This is a genomic window from Candidatus Vicinibacter affinis, assembly GCA_016714365.1.
Classification (GTDB): Bacteria; Bacteroidota; Bacteroidia; order Chitinophagales; family Saprospiraceae; genus Vicinibacter; species Vicinibacter affinis.
In genome coordinates this window covers 1,605,104-1,624,998 of sequence record JADJNH010000005.1, presented here as the reverse complement: position 1 = coordinate 1,624,998, position 19,895 = coordinate 1,605,104, and the positions used below count along the sequence as shown (strand labels likewise).

Annotated in this window: 21 protein-coding genes; 10 read left to right on the top strand and 11 right to left on the bottom strand. The window is 36.8% G+C overall.

The genetic code is table 11. From position 1 onward, the window contains the following. The first annotated feature begins 6 nt into the window (after positions 1–6). The 5 genes from IPJ53_06460 to IPJ53_06440 all read left to right on the top strand — a co-directional run bounded on the left by IPJ53_06460 (position 7) and on the right by IPJ53_06440 (position 3,919). On the top strand, positions 7–456 hold the full coding sequence (locus IPJ53_06460; protein MBK7798733.1) for a GNAT family N-acetyltransferase: 450 nt from the start codon (positions 7–9) through the stop codon (positions 454–456). 127 nt (positions 457–583) lie between these two features. Continuing rightward, on the top strand, positions 584–979 hold the full coding sequence (locus IPJ53_06455; protein MBK7798732.1) for a hypothetical protein: 396 nt from the start codon (positions 584–586) through the stop codon (positions 977–979). A 126-nt stretch (positions 980–1,105) separates the two neighbouring features. Next, positions 1,106–1,996 carry a hypothetical protein gene (locus IPJ53_06450; GenBank protein ID MBK7798731.1) on the top strand — a complete coding sequence of 297 codons (891 nt, stop codon included), beginning with the start codon at positions 1,106–1,108 and terminating at the stop codon, positions 1,994–1,996. 18 nt (positions 1,997–2,014) lie between these two features. After that, the gene (locus IPJ53_06445; GenBank protein MBK7798730.1) at positions 2,015–2,839 is read left to right on the top strand and encodes a hypothetical protein; all 825 of its coding nucleotides are present in this window, start codon (positions 2,015–2,017) and stop codon (positions 2,837–2,839) included. A 57-nt stretch (positions 2,840–2,896) separates the two neighbouring features. Then, positions 2,897–3,919 carry a c-type cytochrome gene (locus tag IPJ53_06440; protein MBK7798729.1) on the top strand — a complete coding sequence of 341 codons (1,023 nt, stop codon included), beginning with the start codon at positions 2,897–2,899 and terminating at the stop codon, positions 3,917–3,919. 34 nt (positions 3,920–3,953) lie between these two features. Here IPJ53_06440 and IPJ53_06435 read toward each other — a convergent pair whose 3' ends face one another. After that, positions 3,954–4,847, bottom strand: coding sequence for an OmpA family protein (locus tag IPJ53_06435; GenBank protein MBK7798728.1), 894 nt, complete (start codon positions 4,845–4,847; stop codon positions 3,954–3,956). A 94-nt stretch (positions 4,848–4,941) separates the two neighbouring features. On the opposite strand from IPJ53_06435, the gene IPJ53_06430 reads away from it, so the two are divergent. Then, a complete protein-coding gene (locus IPJ53_06430; GenBank protein MBK7798727.1) occupies positions 4,942–5,322 on the top strand; it encodes a DUF2237 domain-containing protein in 381 nt (126 codons plus the stop codon). A 39-nt stretch (positions 5,323–5,361) separates the two neighbouring features. Here IPJ53_06430 and IPJ53_06425 read toward each other — a convergent pair whose 3' ends face one another. The 3 genes from IPJ53_06425 to IPJ53_06415 are packed head-to-tail and all read right to left on the bottom strand — an operon-like array spanning position 5,362 to position 8,351. Then, the gene (locus IPJ53_06425; protein ID MBK7798726.1) at positions 5,362–6,051 is read right to left on the bottom strand and encodes a hypothetical protein; all 690 of its coding nucleotides are present in this window, start codon (positions 6,049–6,051) and stop codon (positions 5,362–5,364) included. Between the two features lie 42 nt (positions 6,052–6,093). Continuing rightward, entirely contained in the window at positions 6,094–7,215 is a 1,122-nt protein-coding gene (locus tag IPJ53_06420) for an AI-2E family transporter (protein ID MBK7798725.1), read from the bottom strand. Positions 7,216–7,274: 59 nt separating this feature from the next. Next, the gene (locus IPJ53_06415) at positions 7,275–8,351 is read right to left on the bottom strand and encodes a branched-chain amino acid aminotransferase (GenBank protein MBK7798724.1); all 1,077 of its coding nucleotides are present in this window, start codon (positions 8,349–8,351) and stop codon (positions 7,275–7,277) included. Positions 8,352–8,428: 77 nt separating this feature from the next. Here IPJ53_06415 and IPJ53_06410 point away from each other — a divergent pair, with 77 nt between their 5' ends. Then, positions 8,429–8,866, top strand: a complete 438-nt coding sequence (locus IPJ53_06410; GenBank protein MBK7798723.1) for a hypothetical protein — start codon at positions 8,429–8,431, stop codon at positions 8,864–8,866. Beyond that, entirely contained in the window at positions 8,863–9,441 is a 579-nt protein-coding gene (gene rdgB, locus IPJ53_06405; GenBank protein MBK7798722.1) for an RdgB/HAM1 family non-canonical purine NTP pyrophosphatase, read from the top strand. Before IPJ53_06410 ends, rdgB begins: the two co-directional genes overlap by 4 nt. Here rdgB and IPJ53_06400 read toward each other — a convergent pair. From IPJ53_06400 to IPJ53_06390, 3 genes are all read right to left on the bottom strand, one after another. After that, entirely contained in the window at positions 9,435–10,298 is an 864-nt protein-coding gene (locus IPJ53_06400) for a UbiA family prenyltransferase (protein ID MBK7798721.1), read from the bottom strand. The genes rdgB and IPJ53_06400 overlap by 7 nt on opposite strands. A 104-nt stretch (positions 10,299–10,402) precedes the next feature. Next, positions 10,403–10,954, bottom strand: a complete 552-nt coding sequence (locus IPJ53_06395) for a DUF1573 domain-containing protein (protein MBK7798720.1) — start codon at positions 10,952–10,954, stop codon at positions 10,403–10,405. A gap of 105 nt (positions 10,955–11,059) precedes the next feature. Continuing rightward, the gene (locus tag IPJ53_06390) at positions 11,060–12,697 is read right to left on the bottom strand and encodes a DNA polymerase/3'-5' exonuclease PolX (GenBank protein ID MBK7798719.1); all 1,638 of its coding nucleotides are present in this window, start codon (positions 12,695–12,697) and stop codon (positions 11,060–11,062) included. Between the two features lie 146 nt (positions 12,698–12,843). Here IPJ53_06390 and IPJ53_06385 point away from each other — a divergent pair, with 146 nt between their 5' ends. Then, positions 12,844–14,043, top strand: coding sequence for a homogentisate 1,2-dioxygenase (locus tag IPJ53_06385; GenBank protein ID MBK7798718.1), 1,200 nt, complete (start codon positions 12,844–12,846; stop codon positions 14,041–14,043). Between the two features lie 74 nt (positions 14,044–14,117). Here IPJ53_06385 and IPJ53_06380 read toward each other — a convergent pair whose 3' ends face one another. Further along, positions 14,118–15,146, bottom strand: a complete 1,029-nt coding sequence (locus tag IPJ53_06380) for an MCE family protein (GenBank protein MBK7798717.1) — start codon at positions 15,144–15,146, stop codon at positions 14,118–14,120. Positions 15,147–15,247: 101 nt separating this feature from the next. After that, positions 15,248–16,084: an N-acetylmuramoyl-L-alanine amidase gene (locus IPJ53_06375; protein MBK7798716.1), complete on the bottom strand. Its 837-nt coding sequence runs from the start codon at positions 16,082–16,084 to the stop codon at positions 15,248–15,250. A 73-nt stretch (positions 16,085–16,157) separates the two neighbouring features. On the opposite strand from IPJ53_06375, the gene IPJ53_06370 reads away from it, so the two are divergent. Further along, positions 16,158–18,770, top strand: a complete 2,613-nt coding sequence (locus IPJ53_06370) for an LPS-assembly protein LptD (GenBank protein ID MBK7798715.1) — start codon at positions 16,158–16,160, stop codon at positions 18,768–18,770. A 27-nt stretch (positions 18,771–18,797) separates the two neighbouring features. Here the strand turns inward: IPJ53_06370 and IPJ53_06365 are convergent, their stop codons facing one another. Together IPJ53_06365 and IPJ53_06360 are read right to left on the bottom strand one after the other, a co-directional pair. Continuing rightward, complete coding sequence (locus tag IPJ53_06365) at positions 18,798–19,328, bottom strand: hypothetical protein (protein MBK7798714.1); 531 nt, start codon at positions 19,326–19,328, stop codon at positions 18,798–18,800. Position 19,329: 1 nt separating this feature from the next. After that, positions 19,330–19,692 (bottom strand): DUF3127 domain-containing protein, encoded by a 363-nt coding sequence (locus IPJ53_06360; GenBank protein MBK7798713.1) that lies wholly within the window; start codon positions 19,690–19,692, stop codon positions 19,330–19,332. Positions 19,693–19,895: the final 203 nt, after the last annotated feature.

Here is a 19,895-nt window from a genome sequence, read left to right as displayed (position 1 = left end):
ATTTAAATGTACAAAATAACAAAAGCTGAATTAACAGATTTAAATCAATTAGTTCCTCTTTTTGATGCTTACAGAGTTTTTTATAAGTACCCATCCAATGTTTATGATGCGGAAGTTTTCTTAAAGGAAAGGATTACTCATGCTGAGTCAGTAATTTATTTAGCACTTTCAAAATCTGGAATCGCTGTTGGATTCGCCCAATTATACCCTCTTTTTTCTTCTACCAGAATGAAAAGACTATGGTTGTTAAATGACCTGTATGTCGACGAGATTCATCGTGGCAAAGGAGTATCGGTAATGCTAATTGATGCAGCAAAGAAACTATGTATGGACACTGGGGCATGCGCCTTAACATTGGAAACTGCGAAAACAAATTTTACAGGAAATAATCTATACATTAAGACGGGATTTAATTTGGATCAGGACCATAATTATTATGAATGGACAAATAAATAATTCATTCCGCCATACTTCTAACCAACAATCACAAAGCAAATTATTTAGAGACATGATGAAAGTCTTAGAAAGTATTGACAATAATCATTAAGATATTTAGCGATATCCTTACCTTTGTTGCTAACATATGAAGACTGTTGTTGTTTTCGGTTTATTGCTCACCCTTATACTGCCTGGTTTGTTTAAATTGGGAACCTTCATCAGTTGGGATATGAACAGGGCTGAGATTACGGCCAGGTATTGTATCAATAAATTTAAGACAGAGAAAAAATGCAATGGTAAATGCCGTTTGTCTGTATTATTGAAGTTATACGATCAGGAAAATATTCCACTGACAGACAAAGGTTCGGGTAAATGGTCAGAATCGGATTTATCACCCTTTGAGACCATTGAATCGGTTCATTTTGATGAGATGGTCTTTTGGAATGCATACGGCCTTGTGCGCAACTTTGGCTATATTGAAGAACATCGATCCAATCACTATGTGGATATTTTTCACCCTCCTTCCATCCTTAAAGTTTAATTTAAAGACCAGGGTATTCTTACCTTGGATACATCGGCAATGATTATTATTCCGGTTTGAAATGGCATCTCGCTAAGTCGGAGCTTCAATTATTGTTCTCAATTTTTCATTTTTAAATTTAATAAAATGCGCATTGCGATTTTTATCGTTTTGCTATCTACCATACAGATAGTCAAAGCTTGTGATATATGTGGCTGTACTTCTCAGGGTAATTACCTAAGCATTTTACCGGATAACAGATACCATTTGATCGGTTTGCGGACAAACTATTCTAGGTACCACTCAACGCATCCGGATGAAAGTATTTCAGGCTCTGACATTTTATTTACAAGTGAAATATGGGGGCGGTATATTCTTAAATCAAAAATCATGTTTACGGCAATCCTTCCCTTCCACATTCTTTCAAGAAAAGAAGGATCAGAAAGTATAAATACCTCAAACATCGGTGATGCAATGTTAATGACTCATTGGATTGTCCTCAAATCCAAAAAATCTAATCTTAATCAAAATCTTATCATTGGTGGTGGAGTTAAATTTCCTGTGGGCAATAGTAATCTAATTAAAAATCAAAACACTTTACCTCCGGGATTGCAGCCCGGAACAGGTACTTTTGACTTTATTGCCAATGCGAATTATCTTTTACGCCATAAAAATTGGGGAGCCACGCTTGATTTAAGTGGTCGCGTAAATACTGAAAATAACAACCAGTATAAATTCGGAAATCGACTTACATCTTCCATTAAGATATTGCATTGGTGGAACAAAACCGGATATAGTCTGGTTCCACAATTGGGAGTAGATATCGAGAACGGAGAAGTAGACACAAAGAAAAATATCCAGGTGGAATTTACAGGAGGAAATATCCTTTGGGCAAATGCCGGAATAAATCTATTTATAAAAGAAAATTACTCCATAGGATTAAATGCTCAGACACCAATTACACAATCTCTTAATGAGGGTCAAACAGAAGCTTACTCTCGCATAAATGCACAATTTATTTATTTATTTAACAATTAATTTTTTAAACATTAAATCATGAAAACTTATAAAACAAAAATATTTCAATCCATATTTTTTATTTCTTCAATTTTGCTCTTCTCAACTATTACCTCTTGTGATAAATCAGAAGATAATATTGTTGGAACCGGGACTGTAACAGTTGAATTCGATAACCGAGCTAATGGTGCCGCACTGTTGTTGAACAAGGACTATGTAAATGAAAAAGGTGAAACCATGAATTTTTCTACTTTCAATTATTTCGTAAGCAATTTCTCCTTGGTCAGAAACGATGGCAGCATTTATGTGGTACCTAAAGACAGCTGTTACTTTTTAATTAAGGAAGACGGCGGATCTAACCCCGAAATCAGTTTAAACAACATTCCTGCCGGAGACTACAAAGAACTTAGATTTATTATTGGTGTGGATAGTCTAAAAAGTGTCAGCCCTGCTTCAGAACGTGTCGGAGCTCTTGACCCTGCAGGCGAAGCAGCTGGCATGTATTGGGCTTGGAATAGTGGCTATATTTTTGTAAAAGCAGAAGGAACATCTCCTCAGGCTCCGTTGGATACAAACTCCAATACAAGAAGATTCAGATACCACATTGGCTTATTTGGTGGCCTGAATTCTCCTACCATAAACAATATTAAATCCGTATCCATCCATGATCACCATGGTGATGTTGCAACCGTAAGAAGCAATATATCTCCAAACTTTCACCTTAAAGTGGATATCATGGAAATGTTTAAATCACCTACCACAGTCAGTGTTGCTCAATACCCAACAGTTATGGTAAATCCTTATTCTGCTACCATTGCCAATAATTTTGCCGACATGTTTACTTTGGATCATATTCATAATTAATGTTCATCCAGCAAGGAGGACCTATAGGTCCTCCTTGCTTTATTTTAAATAAATTTTATGAGACTTATAATTTGCTGCCTTCTTTTTATTTCATTCCTATTCTCTTGCCAAAAAAATAATGAACCTGAATGGGCAGGATTAAAGATTCCAACCAATTTTCCAGCTCCTGTTCAAAAAATTGAAGACTTAAATATCACCAAAGCTGGTTTTGAACTTGGCAGAAAATTATTTTATGACCCTTTACTATCAAAAGACAATACAATTTCTTGCGGAAGTTGTCATAATCAAGGCTCTGGATTTACACATCACGGACATGATGTTAGCCACGGAATAAATGATTTGCTTGGCAGAAGGAATGCGCTTCCGGTTCAAAATTTACTTTGGCAGAATAGTTTTTTTTGGGATGGCGGAGTAGCTCACATTGACCTGATTTCAATAAATCCAATTCAAAATCCTGTTGAAATGGATGAAACTTTACCTAATGTTTTGAATAAATTGAGATTACACAAAGAATATCCACTTATGTTTGAAAATGCTTTTGGGGACACCACAATAAACTCAACTAGATTTCTTCAGGCAATGACTCAATTTATGGCATTGCTCGTTTCAGCAGACAGCAAATATGATCTAGCCATTAGAGGTGAAGGTCCTTCTTTGAGTCCGGAAGAAAAGGAAGGAAAGGCATTGTTTGATAAACATTGCGCAAGCTGCCATAGCGGAGAGCTATTTAGTGATTTTAGTTTTAGAAATAATGGAATGTTTCCTAATCAACAAATGGATAGAGGTCGATATGAAATCTCTCTTTTGCCAAATGATATTGGAAAATTCAAAGTTCCAAGTTTAAGAAATATTGCAAAAACAGCACCTTACATGCACAATGGCTCCCTAAATTCCTTGGAAGATGTACTCAATCATTACACCACTGGAATAAGTGCATCTCCTACTCTGGATTCAAATTTAATGGTACATAATAAACCGGGACTCCAAATAAATTTAGAGCAGCAAAAAAAAATCATCCTGTTCCTCCATACTTTAACCGATGAAAAATTCTTGAGAAAACAGGAATTTTCTGAGCAATAATTTATAGTTTTTGGAAATCTAAACGATTGCTTTTTTACTTTATTGGCTCATTCAATTTAAAAAACTGATCCAATTTAGGGAGTATAATTATCTCTGTTCTCCTGTTAGCTTTCTTTCCCTCTAAAGATGCATTAATTGACTTAGGGCTATACTCAGATCTACCACCTGCCGTCATCCTGGAAGGATCTACATTATATTTCTTTTGTAAAAGACGAACCACAGAAGTAGCCCTCTTAGCACTCAAGTCCCAATTGTCTGCAATGCAATCCGTATTAATAGGAACATCATCTGTATGCCCCTCTACGAGAATGTCGAGCTCCTTATGGTCATTCACCACTTTTGCTATTTTCTCTAATACGCTTCCTGCCTGTTCATTGATTACCGCACTTCCACTTCTGAACAGCATTTTATCCGATAAAGAAATATATACAACTCCCTTCTTTACTTCAATATTTACATCATCGGAATTTACATCACTGAGTGACCTTTTCAAATTCATGACCAAAGCCAAATTCGTTGAATCCTTTTTAGACATGGATGCGGTAAGGTCTTTGATGTATTTGTCTTTTTCATTCATCGCATCCAGTGATTTTTTGATGCTTTCTGCACCAGCCTTACTCACCACAGACAAATCAGATAATCTGTCCAAAAGGTTGGTATTGTTTTTTTTCAAATACTCCAATTGATCTTCAAGTCCTTTGATTTTACCATCTTTTGCAGAATTGGCATTGCTGATTTCATTAATCCTTGATTTGTATTCAAGTACAATGTCATCTTTGGAAGATTGACAATCCGCAACAGATTCCTTACATTTTTGTAAAGCCATTTTTAACTCTTCCTGCTCTGCCTGAAGATTCTTATATTTCTTGGAACTCACACAGGAACTAACCAAAAGAGATATAAACAACAAATAGTAATAAGCTTTCATAAGTTTTATTTCAATTTAAATGAAGAATCTACAACAATTAGAACGCAAAATTATTGATATATTGTAAATTAATTTAATAATATTAACATTGGTCATGGAACTTGAACCTAAGAATGTATTTGGAAATCCCATTGTGACTTGCAGCATTTCACCCTTGACAGGATTTTATCGCGATGGTTGTTGTACCACCGGTGAAGAGGATTTGGGAATGCACACTGTTTGCATCGTAGCCTCCAGAGAATTCCTTGAATTTTCTAAACAAAAAGGCAACGATCTGAGTACTCCTAGACCCGAATTTTCGTTTTCCGGGGTGAGGCCTGGTGACCGTTGGTGTTTATGCGCATTGAGATGGGTTGAAGCGTATGAAGCAGGAATGGCTCCTCCTGTTATTTTAGAATCTTGCAATAAAGATGTTTTAAGGATTATACCCTTTGATATTTTACTCGAATTCAAACATACGGAAATTGAAGCTTGATAACCGTTCACTTGTATCAAACAAAAAGTTTAATCCTAATCAGGATTTTTGATCAGGATCTTTCGGGTCTGAATAGAAATATCTCTTAATTATTTCTTCTGCCCACGACTTACCTCCAATTCCAAAAGAAATAGCCAACGCAAGACCAATAGTCCCAAAGAAAATACTTACAATATTGGTAATAATGGTTTCCCCAATTCCCATTTGGGTCAATGCAATAGCCACTGTAAAAAAGGCAATGCTGTAAAATACCAACTTCCCTATTAAATCAGGATTTTCAAAATTGCTTTCTTCTAGACTACTGAAAACAAGACTGCTGACAAATTCTGCCAGATAAAATCCGATTATGATTAACACACATGATATCAATACATTTGGAATGAATAATAACAATTGATTCAATAAATCAGAGACTAACTCTAGTCCGAGATGATTAAAAAAATTGACCAAAACAATCAACATAATCGCCCAAAAACAGATCCTTGACAAAATGCCCGAAAACCCATTCTTTACCCCTCGTTTCTCCAGGAACCTATGCACACCTGACTTTTTAGCCAGATTGTCAATGCCCATTGCATGACTCAACCTGAGGATTACCCATTGTATAATCTTAGCAATGACCCACCCCACCAATAAGATCAACAACGCATTGATCAGGCTTGGAATGTACATGATGAAGGATTGCATCAGATTGTAAAATGAATTTTGTATATCGTCAAGGAGGTTCATGGCTTTAATATATTTACAAGTGAATTAAATTGGGTACGCAATTTAGTCAAGTTTTGATGATTCGGTTTCCAGATCCTCAGTTATTTTTCTAACGAGTTTAATTTCACTCAGAAATACCTTGGCTATCACTCTAAAAATAGTATAGGTAGGAATGGCCAATATCATTCCAAAGATTCCATTAATCCTTGCACCAATCATGATAACCAGAAATATTTCAAGTGGATGTGCTTGTACCCTTTTCGAGAAAATATATGGCTGAACAATAAAATCATCCAACAACTTAACAATGCTAAAAACCAATAAAACCTTTATTAATAAGGGAATGGTCTGTTGATAAAAATCCATTTCCAAACTGGAAGAAATAGTTAAAAGACAACCAAATGCAGCTCCAATTAATGGACCCAGATACGGTATAATATTCATGACCCCGTAAAAAAAAGCGATCAACATTGCATTCTTTATTCCTATCAATCCAAGCAAACTTGATATGAGTACCATCAGTATAGCCATTTGAAGTACGATTCCACCAAAGTACTTGGTCAATAATGCACTGATGTCTTGGATGACATCTCTGACTTTAGACTCAGTACCCGTAGGAACCAGCGCCAAAACCATTTTTGTAAAAAGTCCTCGCTCTTTAAGAAAGAAAAACGATATAAAAATAATGGAGAAAACACCAATCAATATATTTCCGGCCTGGCCCAGCAAGGTCCCGAAAAATGCACTGATATGGGCAGGATCAAAATATTCACCAACCAGTCCCTTCACTTGATCAGCAGCACTTGCTCCAGGTTCTAAACCGAGTGAGCGCAACCAGGTGTTTACTTTTTCAATGGGTTCCTGGAGTGCAGATGAAATACTGTTAAAATCAACTTTCGAAAGAACTACTGCTTGTTGTATGACGATTGGTATGAAAAGATACAATACACCGCCAACTATAAAAAAAATTAAAAATATGGTAAACAATGCACAAACTGATTTGCCAAATGAAAACTTTAACAACTTAAATTTGACTAACAGAAAATTCATGATCGGCTCCCCAATCATACTGATAACCCAGCTAATTAAAACATAACTTACAACCTCGCTAAAATATCCGAGCACAAGTATAATAAGGCTACACAAGAAAAAGCCAATAATGTATTTGTAATACTTTTGCCACATGGTTTAGGTAATATTAAGCTTACCAGTTGAAAACTAATTAACGCTGTATCGTATAATTTTTAACTCAGTAAAACTTCTTCTTTCACTGGATGAATCCAATGATGTGTATCTGCTATACGACCTTTACGAATACCGTTGATGGTGGATTTGAGAAAGGCTGTTAGCTCACAATGATCTTCATTCAAAAGTATATCCTCTCCTTTATATCCAATTTTGGATACATTGGCAACGACAGCGGCGGTCCCGGCACCAAAAACTTCAAGAAGCAACCCAGCCTTGTATGCCTGATAAATTTCCTCCATACTAACCGGTCTTTCTTCCACCCTGACACCTCGTTCTTTCATCAAAGTTATTAAACTGTCTCTGGTAATTCCCTTCAAAATTGTGCCACTAAGATTTGGAGTTAAAACCACATCCTTCAATACAAAAAAGATATTCATGGTCCCTACTTCCTGGACATACTTGAATTCTTTTGCATCCATCCACATAACTTGATCGTATCCCTTTTTCTTGGCTAACATAGTAGGATAAAGACTCGCCCCGTAATTTCCGGCCGCTTTTGCTTCTCCTACTCCCCCATCACATGCTCTTACATAATGTTCCTCAACCAACAAACTTACCGGTTTGCTGTAATAAGGCCCTGATGGTAAAGTCATGATCATCAGTTTAAAGGTCTCAGAAGATTTCACGCCAACAAACTCATCTGTGGCCATCATAACAGGGCGAATATACAAGGCACTTTCTTCATCTTTTGGAATCCATTCCTTATCTATAGTCAGCAATTGGCTTAAGGCCTCAACAAAAATATCCTCCGGAAATTCAGGCATACACATTCGCCTTGCAGACTCATTTAATCTTCTTGCATGCATTTCTGGTCTAAACAAAAGCGGAACCCCGTCGTCTGAAATACTGGCCTTCATCCCCTCAAATATCGCCTGACCGTAATGCCAAGCCATTGTCGCAGGGTGAAAAGGAATCTTATGCAATGGACATATTTCGAAATTTTTCCACGCCTTTCCATCAAAATCAGCTACAAAAATATGGTCCGCAAACACTTTACCGAATGGAATGTTGTTAAAATCAACTTCTGACAGTCTGCTTTCACTGGTTTTGGAGATCTTAATTGTCTTATACATAGATTGGTTTTTTACAAATGTAGATAAAACTTTACTTTTATACCGGTCAAATGGCCATTAATTAAATATTATTAACCTTGGAAAAATTTAAAAACATTCTTAAATCATATAACGTTCCAGAATTAGATTTGGTTGAACCAGTTAACAAACTTAAATATCAGAATATTGTTTTGATACCTAAGACTGAATTTCCTGATCTTGCACAAATGGATTTCTTAGCTAAAATCCTTGCTTCAGTAAAACTACTTCTTAATGAAAACACTGATTTAGTAGAATTAAAACCTGATTCCTTCTTTCCCATAAAGAACTTGCCTAAGGAAAAGCCTTTTGATATAATTGCCTTCGGAATTACACCAGCCCAATTAATGCTAAATGGTTGCGAGGACCTTCACAAAACTTATAACCTTACAAATATTAAAATAATTTTTGCTCATTCCATTTCAATCTACAACGGACAGGATTTACAGAAAAAAATGCTGTGGTCAGCACTCAAAGCCTTAAAAAGTATTCAATGAAGAAACTCGTATTTGCAAGTTCAAACGAACATAAAAGAAGTGAAATCATTGCTATCCTGCCAAAAAATATTGAACTGGTAAATCTTACAGATCTTAATATTTTTGAGGAAATCCCGGAGACCGGTGATACTCTGGAAGCAAACGCAACCATTAAAGCAAAATATGTTTATGATCGGACTGGTCTGGATTGTTTTGCAGAGGATACAGGGCTCGAAGTTTTTTGTTTGAATAACGAACCTGGCGTTATTTCTGCCAGGTATGCTGGGCCTGCAAGAAATGCCTCAGATAATATGGACCTATTATTGAATAAAATGGGACAGGAATCAAATCGCAAGGCACGATTCAGAACTGTCATTGCCTTAATTTGGCAAGATGAAATTTATTACTTTGAAGGCATGGTGAGTGGCACCATAGCATTAAATAAATCTGGGTCTGCCGGCTTTGGCTACGATCCTGTTTTTATCCCGGATGGATTTAATCAAAGCTTTGCAGAGTTGGGTGATGAAATTAAAAACTCCATAAGTCATCGATCAGTTGCGGTGAACAAAATGATGGAATTTCTTAAAAATCAATAATAAAAATCAAGTATTGTAAAAGACGCCAGAAAAATACTGGCAATTCCATTGGTGGTAAAAAAAGCAATGTTGATTCGATCAAGTCTGTTGTTTGAGATTATCGCGTGTTGATAAATCAAGAGAAAAATAAATCCTGATGCTCCAGTCATCATCCAATACTCCAAACCATAATCCCTATATAGAATAAAAGAACAAGCTATGATACATAATCCACAAACAAAGTGAAGTACAGAAGATATGGCCAACGCTTTCTTTAATCCAAAGCGACTTGGAATAGAATATAATTTTTCTTTACGGTCAAATTCAATGTCTTGTAAAGCATACAAAACATCAAATCCTGCAACCCATGTTATTACTGCAAATCCATAAAGTAAGGGCAACATAGCCATATGTGAAGTGACTGCAATATATGCCCCAATGGGAGCTAAGGAAAGTCCTAAACCCAAAAAAACATGACAAAGCCAGGAAAATCTTTTGGTATAACTGTAACCAAAAACAATTAAAAGAGCAACCGGAGATAAATAAAAACAAAGTGGATTTATTAAAAATGCACTAAATATAAATAGCACAACATTTATCAATATAAAAACAATAGCTGATTTTGAACTCACCACACCACTCGGGATTTCCCTTAAGGCTGTTCGCTCATTTTTTTGATCAATAAATCGATCTGCCCACCTGTTGAACGCCATCGCCGCATTCCTTGCTGTCACCATACAGATCAGGATCAAACCTAAAATTTTATATTGAACTGGTTGAAGTCCGTGATTATTCAGGGCAATAAAAAATCCAATCAAAGCAAATGGTAGTGCAAAAACTGTATGGCTGAACTTTACCAAAGAAAAAAATGACTTCATAATTCCAAGTAAACTATTTTAAAATATTAATTGCAATATTTAAAAAAATAAAGCTCCTGAAATATTCAGGAGCTTTATTCAGATTACTATTCTATTAAAAAAATTTAATTAGCAGTTGTACCAGGTGTTGCTGGCTTAGCATTTGGATCCTTCTTCACAACGCCTGAAATAGTCAGGTAAGTTTGTGCTGGATTGGTATTACCGGTCACTGTTACTCTCTTTGTTTGCTTAGATCCGTCATCAGAACCTTTTCCTTTAGAATCAAAATCAACTTTGATTTCAGCAGAGGCTCCTGGAGCAATTGGCTCTCTTGGCCAGTCAGGAACTGTACAACCACAGCTACCTTTTGCGTCAGAAATTACCAATGGTTCACTACCAGTGTTTTTAAATTTGAAAGAATATTTTACATGCTCTCCTTCTTTAACTTCTCCAAAATCATATACCATTGTCTCATATTCAACAGTGGTGGTAGGACCGGTTGGAGCTGCTGGTGTAGCTTCTCCTGCAGGATTGGCAACATCACCAGGATTTGCAACTGTACCTGCAGCGGCAGGATCCGCAGTTGTGCTTTGGTTATTTGCACTGTCATTCTTGCAAGAAACGACTGAAAGAAGAATTGCAAAAAATGCCAAACTCAAAAAATTCTGATTTTTCATGTTCTATTAAATTTAATTTATGATCATTTTATAATTCGGATGTAAAATTATCATGACTCTGCCAAATGAAATTTATCCTTTACCAAACGGTATGTTAATGTTTTTTTAATTCTGTGGTTTTGCCAAAATCCACCGATCAAATTCGGCTATGTCCTTGAAATTCAAACAATTTATCTTTTTTAACCCACCCTTTCTTGCAGCCTGAACGCCATACCCTATGTCCCTAATTCCTTTTAAGTTATGTGCATCAGGGTTAATAGAAATCAAAGCTCCCTTTTCCTGGGCATAGCTGATCCAGCGCCAATCTAAATCCAATCTCATAGGATTGGCATTCAGCTCAATGACAACTCCATTTGAAATACAAGCTTCAATTATTTTATGATAATTTATGGGATACCCTGGTCTTGACAATAACAATCTCCCTGTCGGATGGCCTAGGATTCTTGTGTATGGATTTTCAATGGCTCGAAGTAACCTCAACATTGCTTTTTCTTCATTCATCTTGAGGTTACTGTGAATGGAGGCTATAACCAAATCAAATCCTTTTAAGATCTCATCATCATAATCCAAAGAACCATCGGAAAGAATATCTGATTCAATTGATTTATAGATTTTAAACGGAGCCAACTGGATATTCAACTGATCAATTTCCCTCCATTGCATCTCGACTCGCTCCATAGACAATCCATTGGCATAACCTGCTGATTTGGAATGATCGGAAATGACCAAGTAGCTATATCCTAACCGAATGCACTCTTTGGCCATTTCAAGAATGCTGTATAACCCATCGCTGTAAGTGCTGTGGTTGTGTATCACTCCTTTAATATCCTGTACATTGATAAGTTCTTCCTCTTTAAAAAAATGATAATCATCAAGATCTCTACATTCCGGAGGTATATAATTTTTGTTGACACTCCTGAAATATTCCCGCTCATCAGTGATATTAAGATGATTCTTGTCTAATTCAAGATAAGTATGAAATGCAGATGAACCTCCAGTGTGAGAAATCAGTGCATACGCATCTATTGGACCTCCGTTTATGATAATCTTTACCGGAAGGCTCCCACTCCAAATCCCATTTATTTCATGTGAATTTCTTGAAACAATAAACAATTCATTTGGAAAATTTTGAATATCCTGGTTCACCAACCAATTAATTTCATCTACGGTTGACATCCCTCTGGAAAGTTCCCCTACCAGTCGAATATCAAGTTGTGGATTCATAGACTTTATAATTTTTTCCATGCTAAAGGCTTCTTCAAGAGCGGTTGGGCCTAAGAAAGAATGCTGATTCGCTTGATAATATTCTAGACTTTTGACGATGTCCTCCTGTATTTTAACCCCAAATCCTTTATACTGAATCAACCTGTTCTCCTTGCAAGCATACAACAATTCACCCGGAGTTTCAATTTCCATTTCCTTCCAAATCATTTTAAGTTTTTTCGGGCCAATTCCTTTAATTTTCATCATTTCCCTCACACCATCAGGGGTTTTTGCCCTTAGTTGCTCAAGAGAGTCAAAAGTTCCTTTCGTATTTATTTCTAAAATTTTCTCACCAATAGTCTTACCTACACCTTGAATTTCCATTAGTTCTGGTAACGTCTTTCCTGAAAGTTCAATATCCAGTTTTCTTAAATTCAAATAGGCATTGGCGTATGTTCTGATTCTGAATTCATTCTCATTATGCAACTCCATGAGACCCGCCATCTCATTAAACAGTGAGGCCAATTCCTTATTTTCCATGATAAAGTATTTCTAACCCCAAAGATAATCTTTAGTCTGTCTGTTATCCATGTTTGATCAAACTCGGCTTACCTCAAAAAAGTGATGTTCTGTTCAGCTCCGGTAAGACGGATTAATTGTTAGTTTTGCAGAGTAAAAAATTACTTATGCATTATTATACTCTTGGAGAAATTCCACACAAAAGACATACTCAATTTAGAAAAAAAGACGGTAGCCTTTACAGCGAACAATTATTCTCAACTGAAGGCTTTTCTGACCTGTATTCAATCTTATATCACCACAATCCCCCAACACAAATAGTTCAGGTGGACGAACCATTTTCTTTTGCTGCCAAAACCATTCATGACAAACAACTTAAACATAGGTGCCTGAAGGGATTTAACATTAAGCCTGATCCGGATTATTTAAAAAGTCGGAAGCCTGTTTTAGTCAATGAAGATTGTAAAATTAGTCTTGCCGCCCCGACTCAAAGCATGAATAGCTATTTTTTTAAAAATGCAGATGCAGATGAAGTTGTTTTTATCCATCAAGGAAATGGCATACTCAAATCAATTTATGGACAAATTCGATTTTCTTATGGTGACTATCTGGTGATCCCAAGAGGAACCATTTACCAATTTCATTTCGATGGCGCAGATAATCGCCTCATGATAGTGGAATCTTCAGGACCCATTACCTTTCCAACCCGTTACAGAAATAGCTTTGGTCAACTATTGGAACATGCCCCTTTTTGTGAAAGAGATATTCGGAAGCCTACAGATTTGGAAACTTTTGATGAAAAAGGAAATTTTTTATTGTACATAAAAAAACAAGACAATATATACCCATATCATTATCTCGGTCATCCATTCGACGTAATAGGTTGGGATGGTTTTGTATATCCATTTGCCCTGTCCATTCATGACTTTGAGCCCATTACCGGTAGAGTGCACCAACCACCTCCGGTACACCAGACTTTTGATGGTAGAAATTTTGTCATCTGCTCCTTTGTCCCTCGACTGTATGATTATCACCCACTATCCATTCCGGCTCCTTATAATCACAGCAATATTGACAGTGATGAAGTTCTTTATTACGTTGATGGAGATTTTATGAGCCGTAAGCATGTGGAACGTGGAATGATCACACTACATCCGGGAGGTATTCCCCACGGACCCCACCCGGGTACTGTTGAAAAAAGCATCGGAGCAAAAGAAACAAAAGAATTAGCTGTAATGGTGGATACCTTCAGACCTTTATTAATGACTGAGCATGCAGTCGGTATAGAAGATCCGGACTACTATCTAAGCTGGCTTACAAAAGATGAAGGAAATGGCGGTATCCGAATGAATCAAATAACTTCCTGATCACATCGTGATACATTAATAGTTGCAAAGGTTTCTTCAACAAACTATTTTCTGAAGAACGATCCTAGATTCTTCTATTTAATATTATCCACAGGATCTGATACCGGACCTTCGTATGGCTTGTTTTTTGACCCAAATACAGAAATGTGTATATACCGATTTGGATTCAACCTCATGTCCTGTAACAAATATTCTAGGTTCTTACTTGTTTTCTCAAGATTCTTGTACAAATTAGGATCGTTTATCAATTTGCCCAAACTCCCCTTTCCTTGCTCGATTTGAGTAATTACCTGATTTAATTGTGCAATAGATTTCTTTCCCTCCGTTAAGGTCTGATCCAGATGATTAATGGTCGCATTGGCATCTTTCACCAATTTTCCGGGATCAGCATCTTTAACTTGTTTGGTGATAACAGAAATATTCTCCAAACTCTGTGATATAGCTTTGGAGTCGTTGGTCAGGGAAGTAGTCAACACATCCACATTTTTCAAAGATTGATTGATGTGATGTGACGATGCACTCATTACAGCTTCCAGTTGCTCAGATACCTTGGCCAAATTGTGCAAGGTTGCTTTCACATCTTGTGCCGCCGCATTTACCTCGGTTTTTACACCGGTTGAACTAAATAGGGTATCCAAAGATGCACTGAGAAGTTTGGTATATTCCTCAAATTCGTTTTTAGGAAACATCCCGCTCAGGAGTGACTGAACTTCCGTATTTAAATAAGATTTATTGGGAACACAATCTTCTATACAATGGTGATCAAACCTTAATTCAATCGCCTTACCACCTATAATTCCTGTAGAAATCAAAACGGCTTTGCAATTTTGGGGCAACCTAATTTTAGACTTTACATCCAGGGTCACAACCACTGAATCAGGGTTTTCAGATTTTAATTCCACCTTAATAACAGTCCCTACTTTTATACCTCTGGCCAAAACTGGAGCTGAAGCATCCAGCATTTGTACATCCTTAAATACGGCATAATATATCTTAGATCGATCAAAAAGGTTGCTGCCCTTTAAAAATCTGTAACCAATTATTAATATTGCCAAAGTCACTGCGGTAAGCAGACCAATCTTAGTTTCGGACGAAATTTTCACAGCTCAAGCAGTTTAAAAACCCAAAAATAATCCAATTTTGAAGGTTCTGCTTTTTTTTCGTAAACCAACTTGAATTTGGTAAGACAAGGAACCATTCAAAATTACTCTGGTAATTTAGAATTTCTCTCTGCTGTCAACAACTTTGGCTCATCCAGTTGTAAAAAGTAAGCCAGTATTCCATCTGCAATCATGGCCGCTATCTCATTTTGTCCAGTATCCGACGCTAGGTAGGCCTCTTCTTCAGGATTGGATATAAAACCCATTTCTATTAAGATGCTGGGCATGGCAGCTTGATGCAAGACCATAAAACCGGCCTGCCTGACCCCTCTGCTCCCCCCCGGATGCTTGTATTTGAAGGTAGACTCGCATAATGTGGCCAACTGTATACTTTGCTCGTGATTCAAATCCTGAAAATTACACAACATGATAAAATCTGCATCTTTATCTGGCCCGGAAGTCATTATTGGGTCTTTGTTATCTGAAAGATTTTCCCTCTTCGCCACTTCCAAATTTTCTTTAAGCTTGTGCAAACCCATGATATAGGTTTCTGTACCATGAGCATGGGTGGAAGAATTAGCATTACAATGAAGCGAAATAAACAAATCTGCTCGTTGATCATTGGCCACCCTTGTCCTCTCGAACAGTTCGAGATATTCATCCTCCTCTCGAGTAAGTAATACCTCGGTATTAGGCATGCAAATACTCAACAATACACTAAGCTTTTTTGCCACAGCAAGTGTAATATCCTTTTCATGCGCTAGGCGACCTTTTGCCCCACAATCTTTTCCACCGTGTCCGGCATCTAAAACGATCGTATGCCTGCCAATAATTTGTACTTTTGGGTCGTTATTTGCGTTAATCCCTGATGGTATGAGCTGAATAAGCCCACATAAGAGGACATAGCTAGCCCAATGAGCTTGCTTTACGTAGTTTTCCATTTGAGTTCTTATTTCTTAAACAAAGATATACATATTAAACAATTTTATATATAATTTGAAATAAATTTTTGATTTGAGTCTGAGAATCATCTTTTTCTTGTTTTTGATCGCTTCTGTTATCTCAGCACAGGATAGCCGACTTAAGCCGCTACAAATTGATTCAAGCGGTTCAGATTCATTAATTATACGAGACTATAAATTGTATGTTGTTTCAGCAGATTCAATAGAAGTGCCGGTAGACTACCAATCAAAAGACAGTATCATCTTTGATTACAACAATAAGTGGATTCATCTTTATGGAGATGCCTCTGTGAAATATCAGACGATGACGCTGAGGGCTGATTATATCCGCATTGACATGAACTCCAGTATCGCCTATGCAGAACCACTGATGGACAGTTTGGGACAAAAAACAGGAATCCCGAAATTTGTAGATGGAAATCAATCTTTTGATGCGCAAAAAATTCGTTACAATTTTAAATCCAGAAAAGGTATCATCACCCAAATCGTAACCAAAGAAACAGATATCTACATCCATGGCGAAACGACCAAGTTTATTTCAAAACAATCAGCCGGCTCTGATGGTGATGACATCATTTATAATAAAAATGGAATCTTTACTACCTGCGATAATCCTGAACCACATTTTGGCATTTACAGCAATAAACAAAAGATAATACCTAATAAACTGATCATAATTGGTCCCTCCATTGTTAAAATCAAAGGAATCCCAACTCCTCCCTTCATGTTGCCGTTTGGATTTTTCCCCATTTCAAAAGACCGAAGTTCCGGGTTAATCTTTCCAAGGAATTACGATTTTGATCCACGTTATGGGTTTGGATTAAGAGAGATTGGTTATTATTTTCCGATTAATGACTTCCTTGACCTCAAAGTGCTCACAGATATTTGGTTTAAGGGTTCTCTCAGGATTCTTACAGCCGGAAACTATAACAAAAAATATAAATACAATGGAAATTTCAGTTTGGAATATTCCTATCTCAAAGAAAGAATTCCAAATGATTACAGAACGATAACTAAAAGACCACTGCGACTTTCCTGGAGACATGCCCAGGCACAAACCGCCCATCCATACAGAAGTTTTTCAGGTGATGTAAACATTTCTACAGGCTCCTTTGACCGGGTAGTTTTCCAGGATGCCCGAAACCGGTTGAACAGTCAGCTTAGATCCAACCTTACCTATAACTACCAATTTCCTAATTCACCCTTCTCTCTGATTGCTACATTTAACCATGACCAAAACCTAAATACTGGAATTATTAATATGACGCTTCCTCAACTGGATGTAAGAATGAGACCCATTACACCTTTTAAAAATAATAAGAAAATTAGTGCCCAACCCAATTGGTACGAACGCATTAACTTGAATTACAACTCTAGCTTAACAAACAGATTCAGCACTTTAGACACTAACCTATTCAAACAAAGTACACTGGACACCATGCAATATGGTGTAAAACATTCAGCAAGTCTGGATGCCTCTTTTAGAATATTAAAATACTTCAGTCTGACCCCTGGAATAAATTATTACGAAGAGTGGTTTAATAAGAAACGGGAATTAACTCTTCTGGACACCATGATTATCCGCAAGGATGTCAATGGCAACACGATAGATACCTTATTTGGTTTGGAACAAAATAAAGTAAAAAGAGGCTTTTATGCTTATCGCAACATATCCGCAAATCTAAACCTAAGCACCCAAATCTATGGTCAGGTTCTTTCAAAGAAAGGCTGGTTCCGGGGAATTCGACATGTCATTGCACCAAGTCTTAACGCCAGCTTTGCTCCGGATTACAGTAAGGCTCCATTCAATTATTCTAAATATGTGGATACGGATACAAGAGCTGAAAAAAATGTTCCTAAAAAATATTTGGTTTATCAGGGAAGTCCTTTTGGGACGAGTAACCCTCCGGCAGAAAATTTCCAAATTAACTACAGCGTAAATAATAGAGTAGAATTGAAATACTATTCTAAAAAAGATTCCAGCTTTAAAAAAATACCAATCATAGAGAACTTTTCATTTGGTGGCAATTACAATGTTTTTGCTGACTCCTTTAAATTGAGCAACATCAGTGGAGTAGGAAGAAACTCAATTTTTAAAGGTCTGACAACGCTCACCTATTCGATAACGGTGGATCCTTACCAAAGGATATTATCCGGTAATACTGAGATAAGAAAAAATGCATACCTGATAAACACAGATAAAAAATTGTTCAACGTGGTTTCAGCTTCATTTGGGATTGTAAATTCTGCAACGGTGGGACAGATTTTCCGGCTCATCAAAAAACAAAAACCCGTAGCGGATGGATTGCCTTCTTTGGAAAATATGTTGGAAACATTCAGCCTTAACCACAACATGCAGTATTCCTTTGTCAGACAAACAAATGGCAAGGATACTTTTAAGCTGGACTATAACAGCATAAGTACATCCGGTAATATTCCAATCACTAAAAACTGGAGTGCAAGAATAGGGCAAATTGGTTATGACTTTTTACGAAAAGCACCTACGTACCCTGATTTTGGATTGGTTAGAAATCTACATTGTTGGACTATGGAGTTTCAATATTATCCTCAATCGAGAGCCTTTTCTTTTTTCATTGGGGTAAGACCTGGCTCTCTTGATTTTATTAAAATTCCAAACAATCAAAATATTACCGGAGGGCGTTAATAAATTTGCTAAAAGTCTTTCAGCAGTTTACAAATATCTTACAATGATAAAAAAACTCAACACCACAAATGAGTTGGTAATTTTATCAGGATCATATTCCAATACCCAATCTCTTTTATCGTTTATGTATTCATTGTAAATAGAAACCACGGAATTATTCGATCCGTCAACTAACCGCCAGTCTACTCCCTCCACATCAAATTTGGCAAATAAGGTAAATGCTTCCTGATTGTCTGTTATTCTCCACTGATCATATTGGCCAGGCCATACAGGCGTAGCCATGAATGTTTTACCCCCCATTTGAAGTGTCCATTCATCAGGTTTGTCAGCCCATCGCAATCTGATGGTTCCACTCTCTTCTAAAATTCTACAATCCCATCCGGCCAACTTGTCCTGATTCATAAATCGAATCCTGAGAAATCCCAATTCCTCATCAACAGAATCTCTAAGACTCCACTCTCCTAAATCATTTTCAAAAACCGATCTCACAAAATATATACTTTGCGCTTCAACATAATTCAATGCCAGCGCAAACAGTATAATTAAAAGTTTATGCATTTTAAAAAGGAAGATCATCGAACTGCTCCGTAGCAGTAGCAAATGGATCCTGGTCTGAATCCCCGCTCACAATTTGCTCTCCGGCCTTCACTTGAGTCATGTCCTGAGATTCGACCTTCCAGGCCTGAAGATTCGTAAAAAATTTCTCCTGCCATTCTCGACCTCGTAAGTCAAAATGTACCGTGATCTGCTGTCCTGGTTGAAATTTTTCAATTACACTACAACGATCCTGAACCAATTGAAACTTGAGATATTGTGGGTATTGCTCTTCAGTAACAATAACAAATTCACGTGTCTGGAAATTTGCAGATTTGCTTTCCATGGGGAACACTTTGTGTAGTTTACCGCTAATGTTAAAACTCATATATAAAATTTATACAAAAGTACAAAATAAGCCAATGCTTAGCCAACTTTGTTACACCCTTTTAAAAAACATTAACCTACCCTGACTCGAATCAAACAATTTGAATTGCAACCAAATTATTCATTATCAAGAACTTAATAAAAAGCTAGTAAGCTAAATAAAAAGAAAAAGCCCTCCATTGTTACACAACAGAGGGCTCCTGT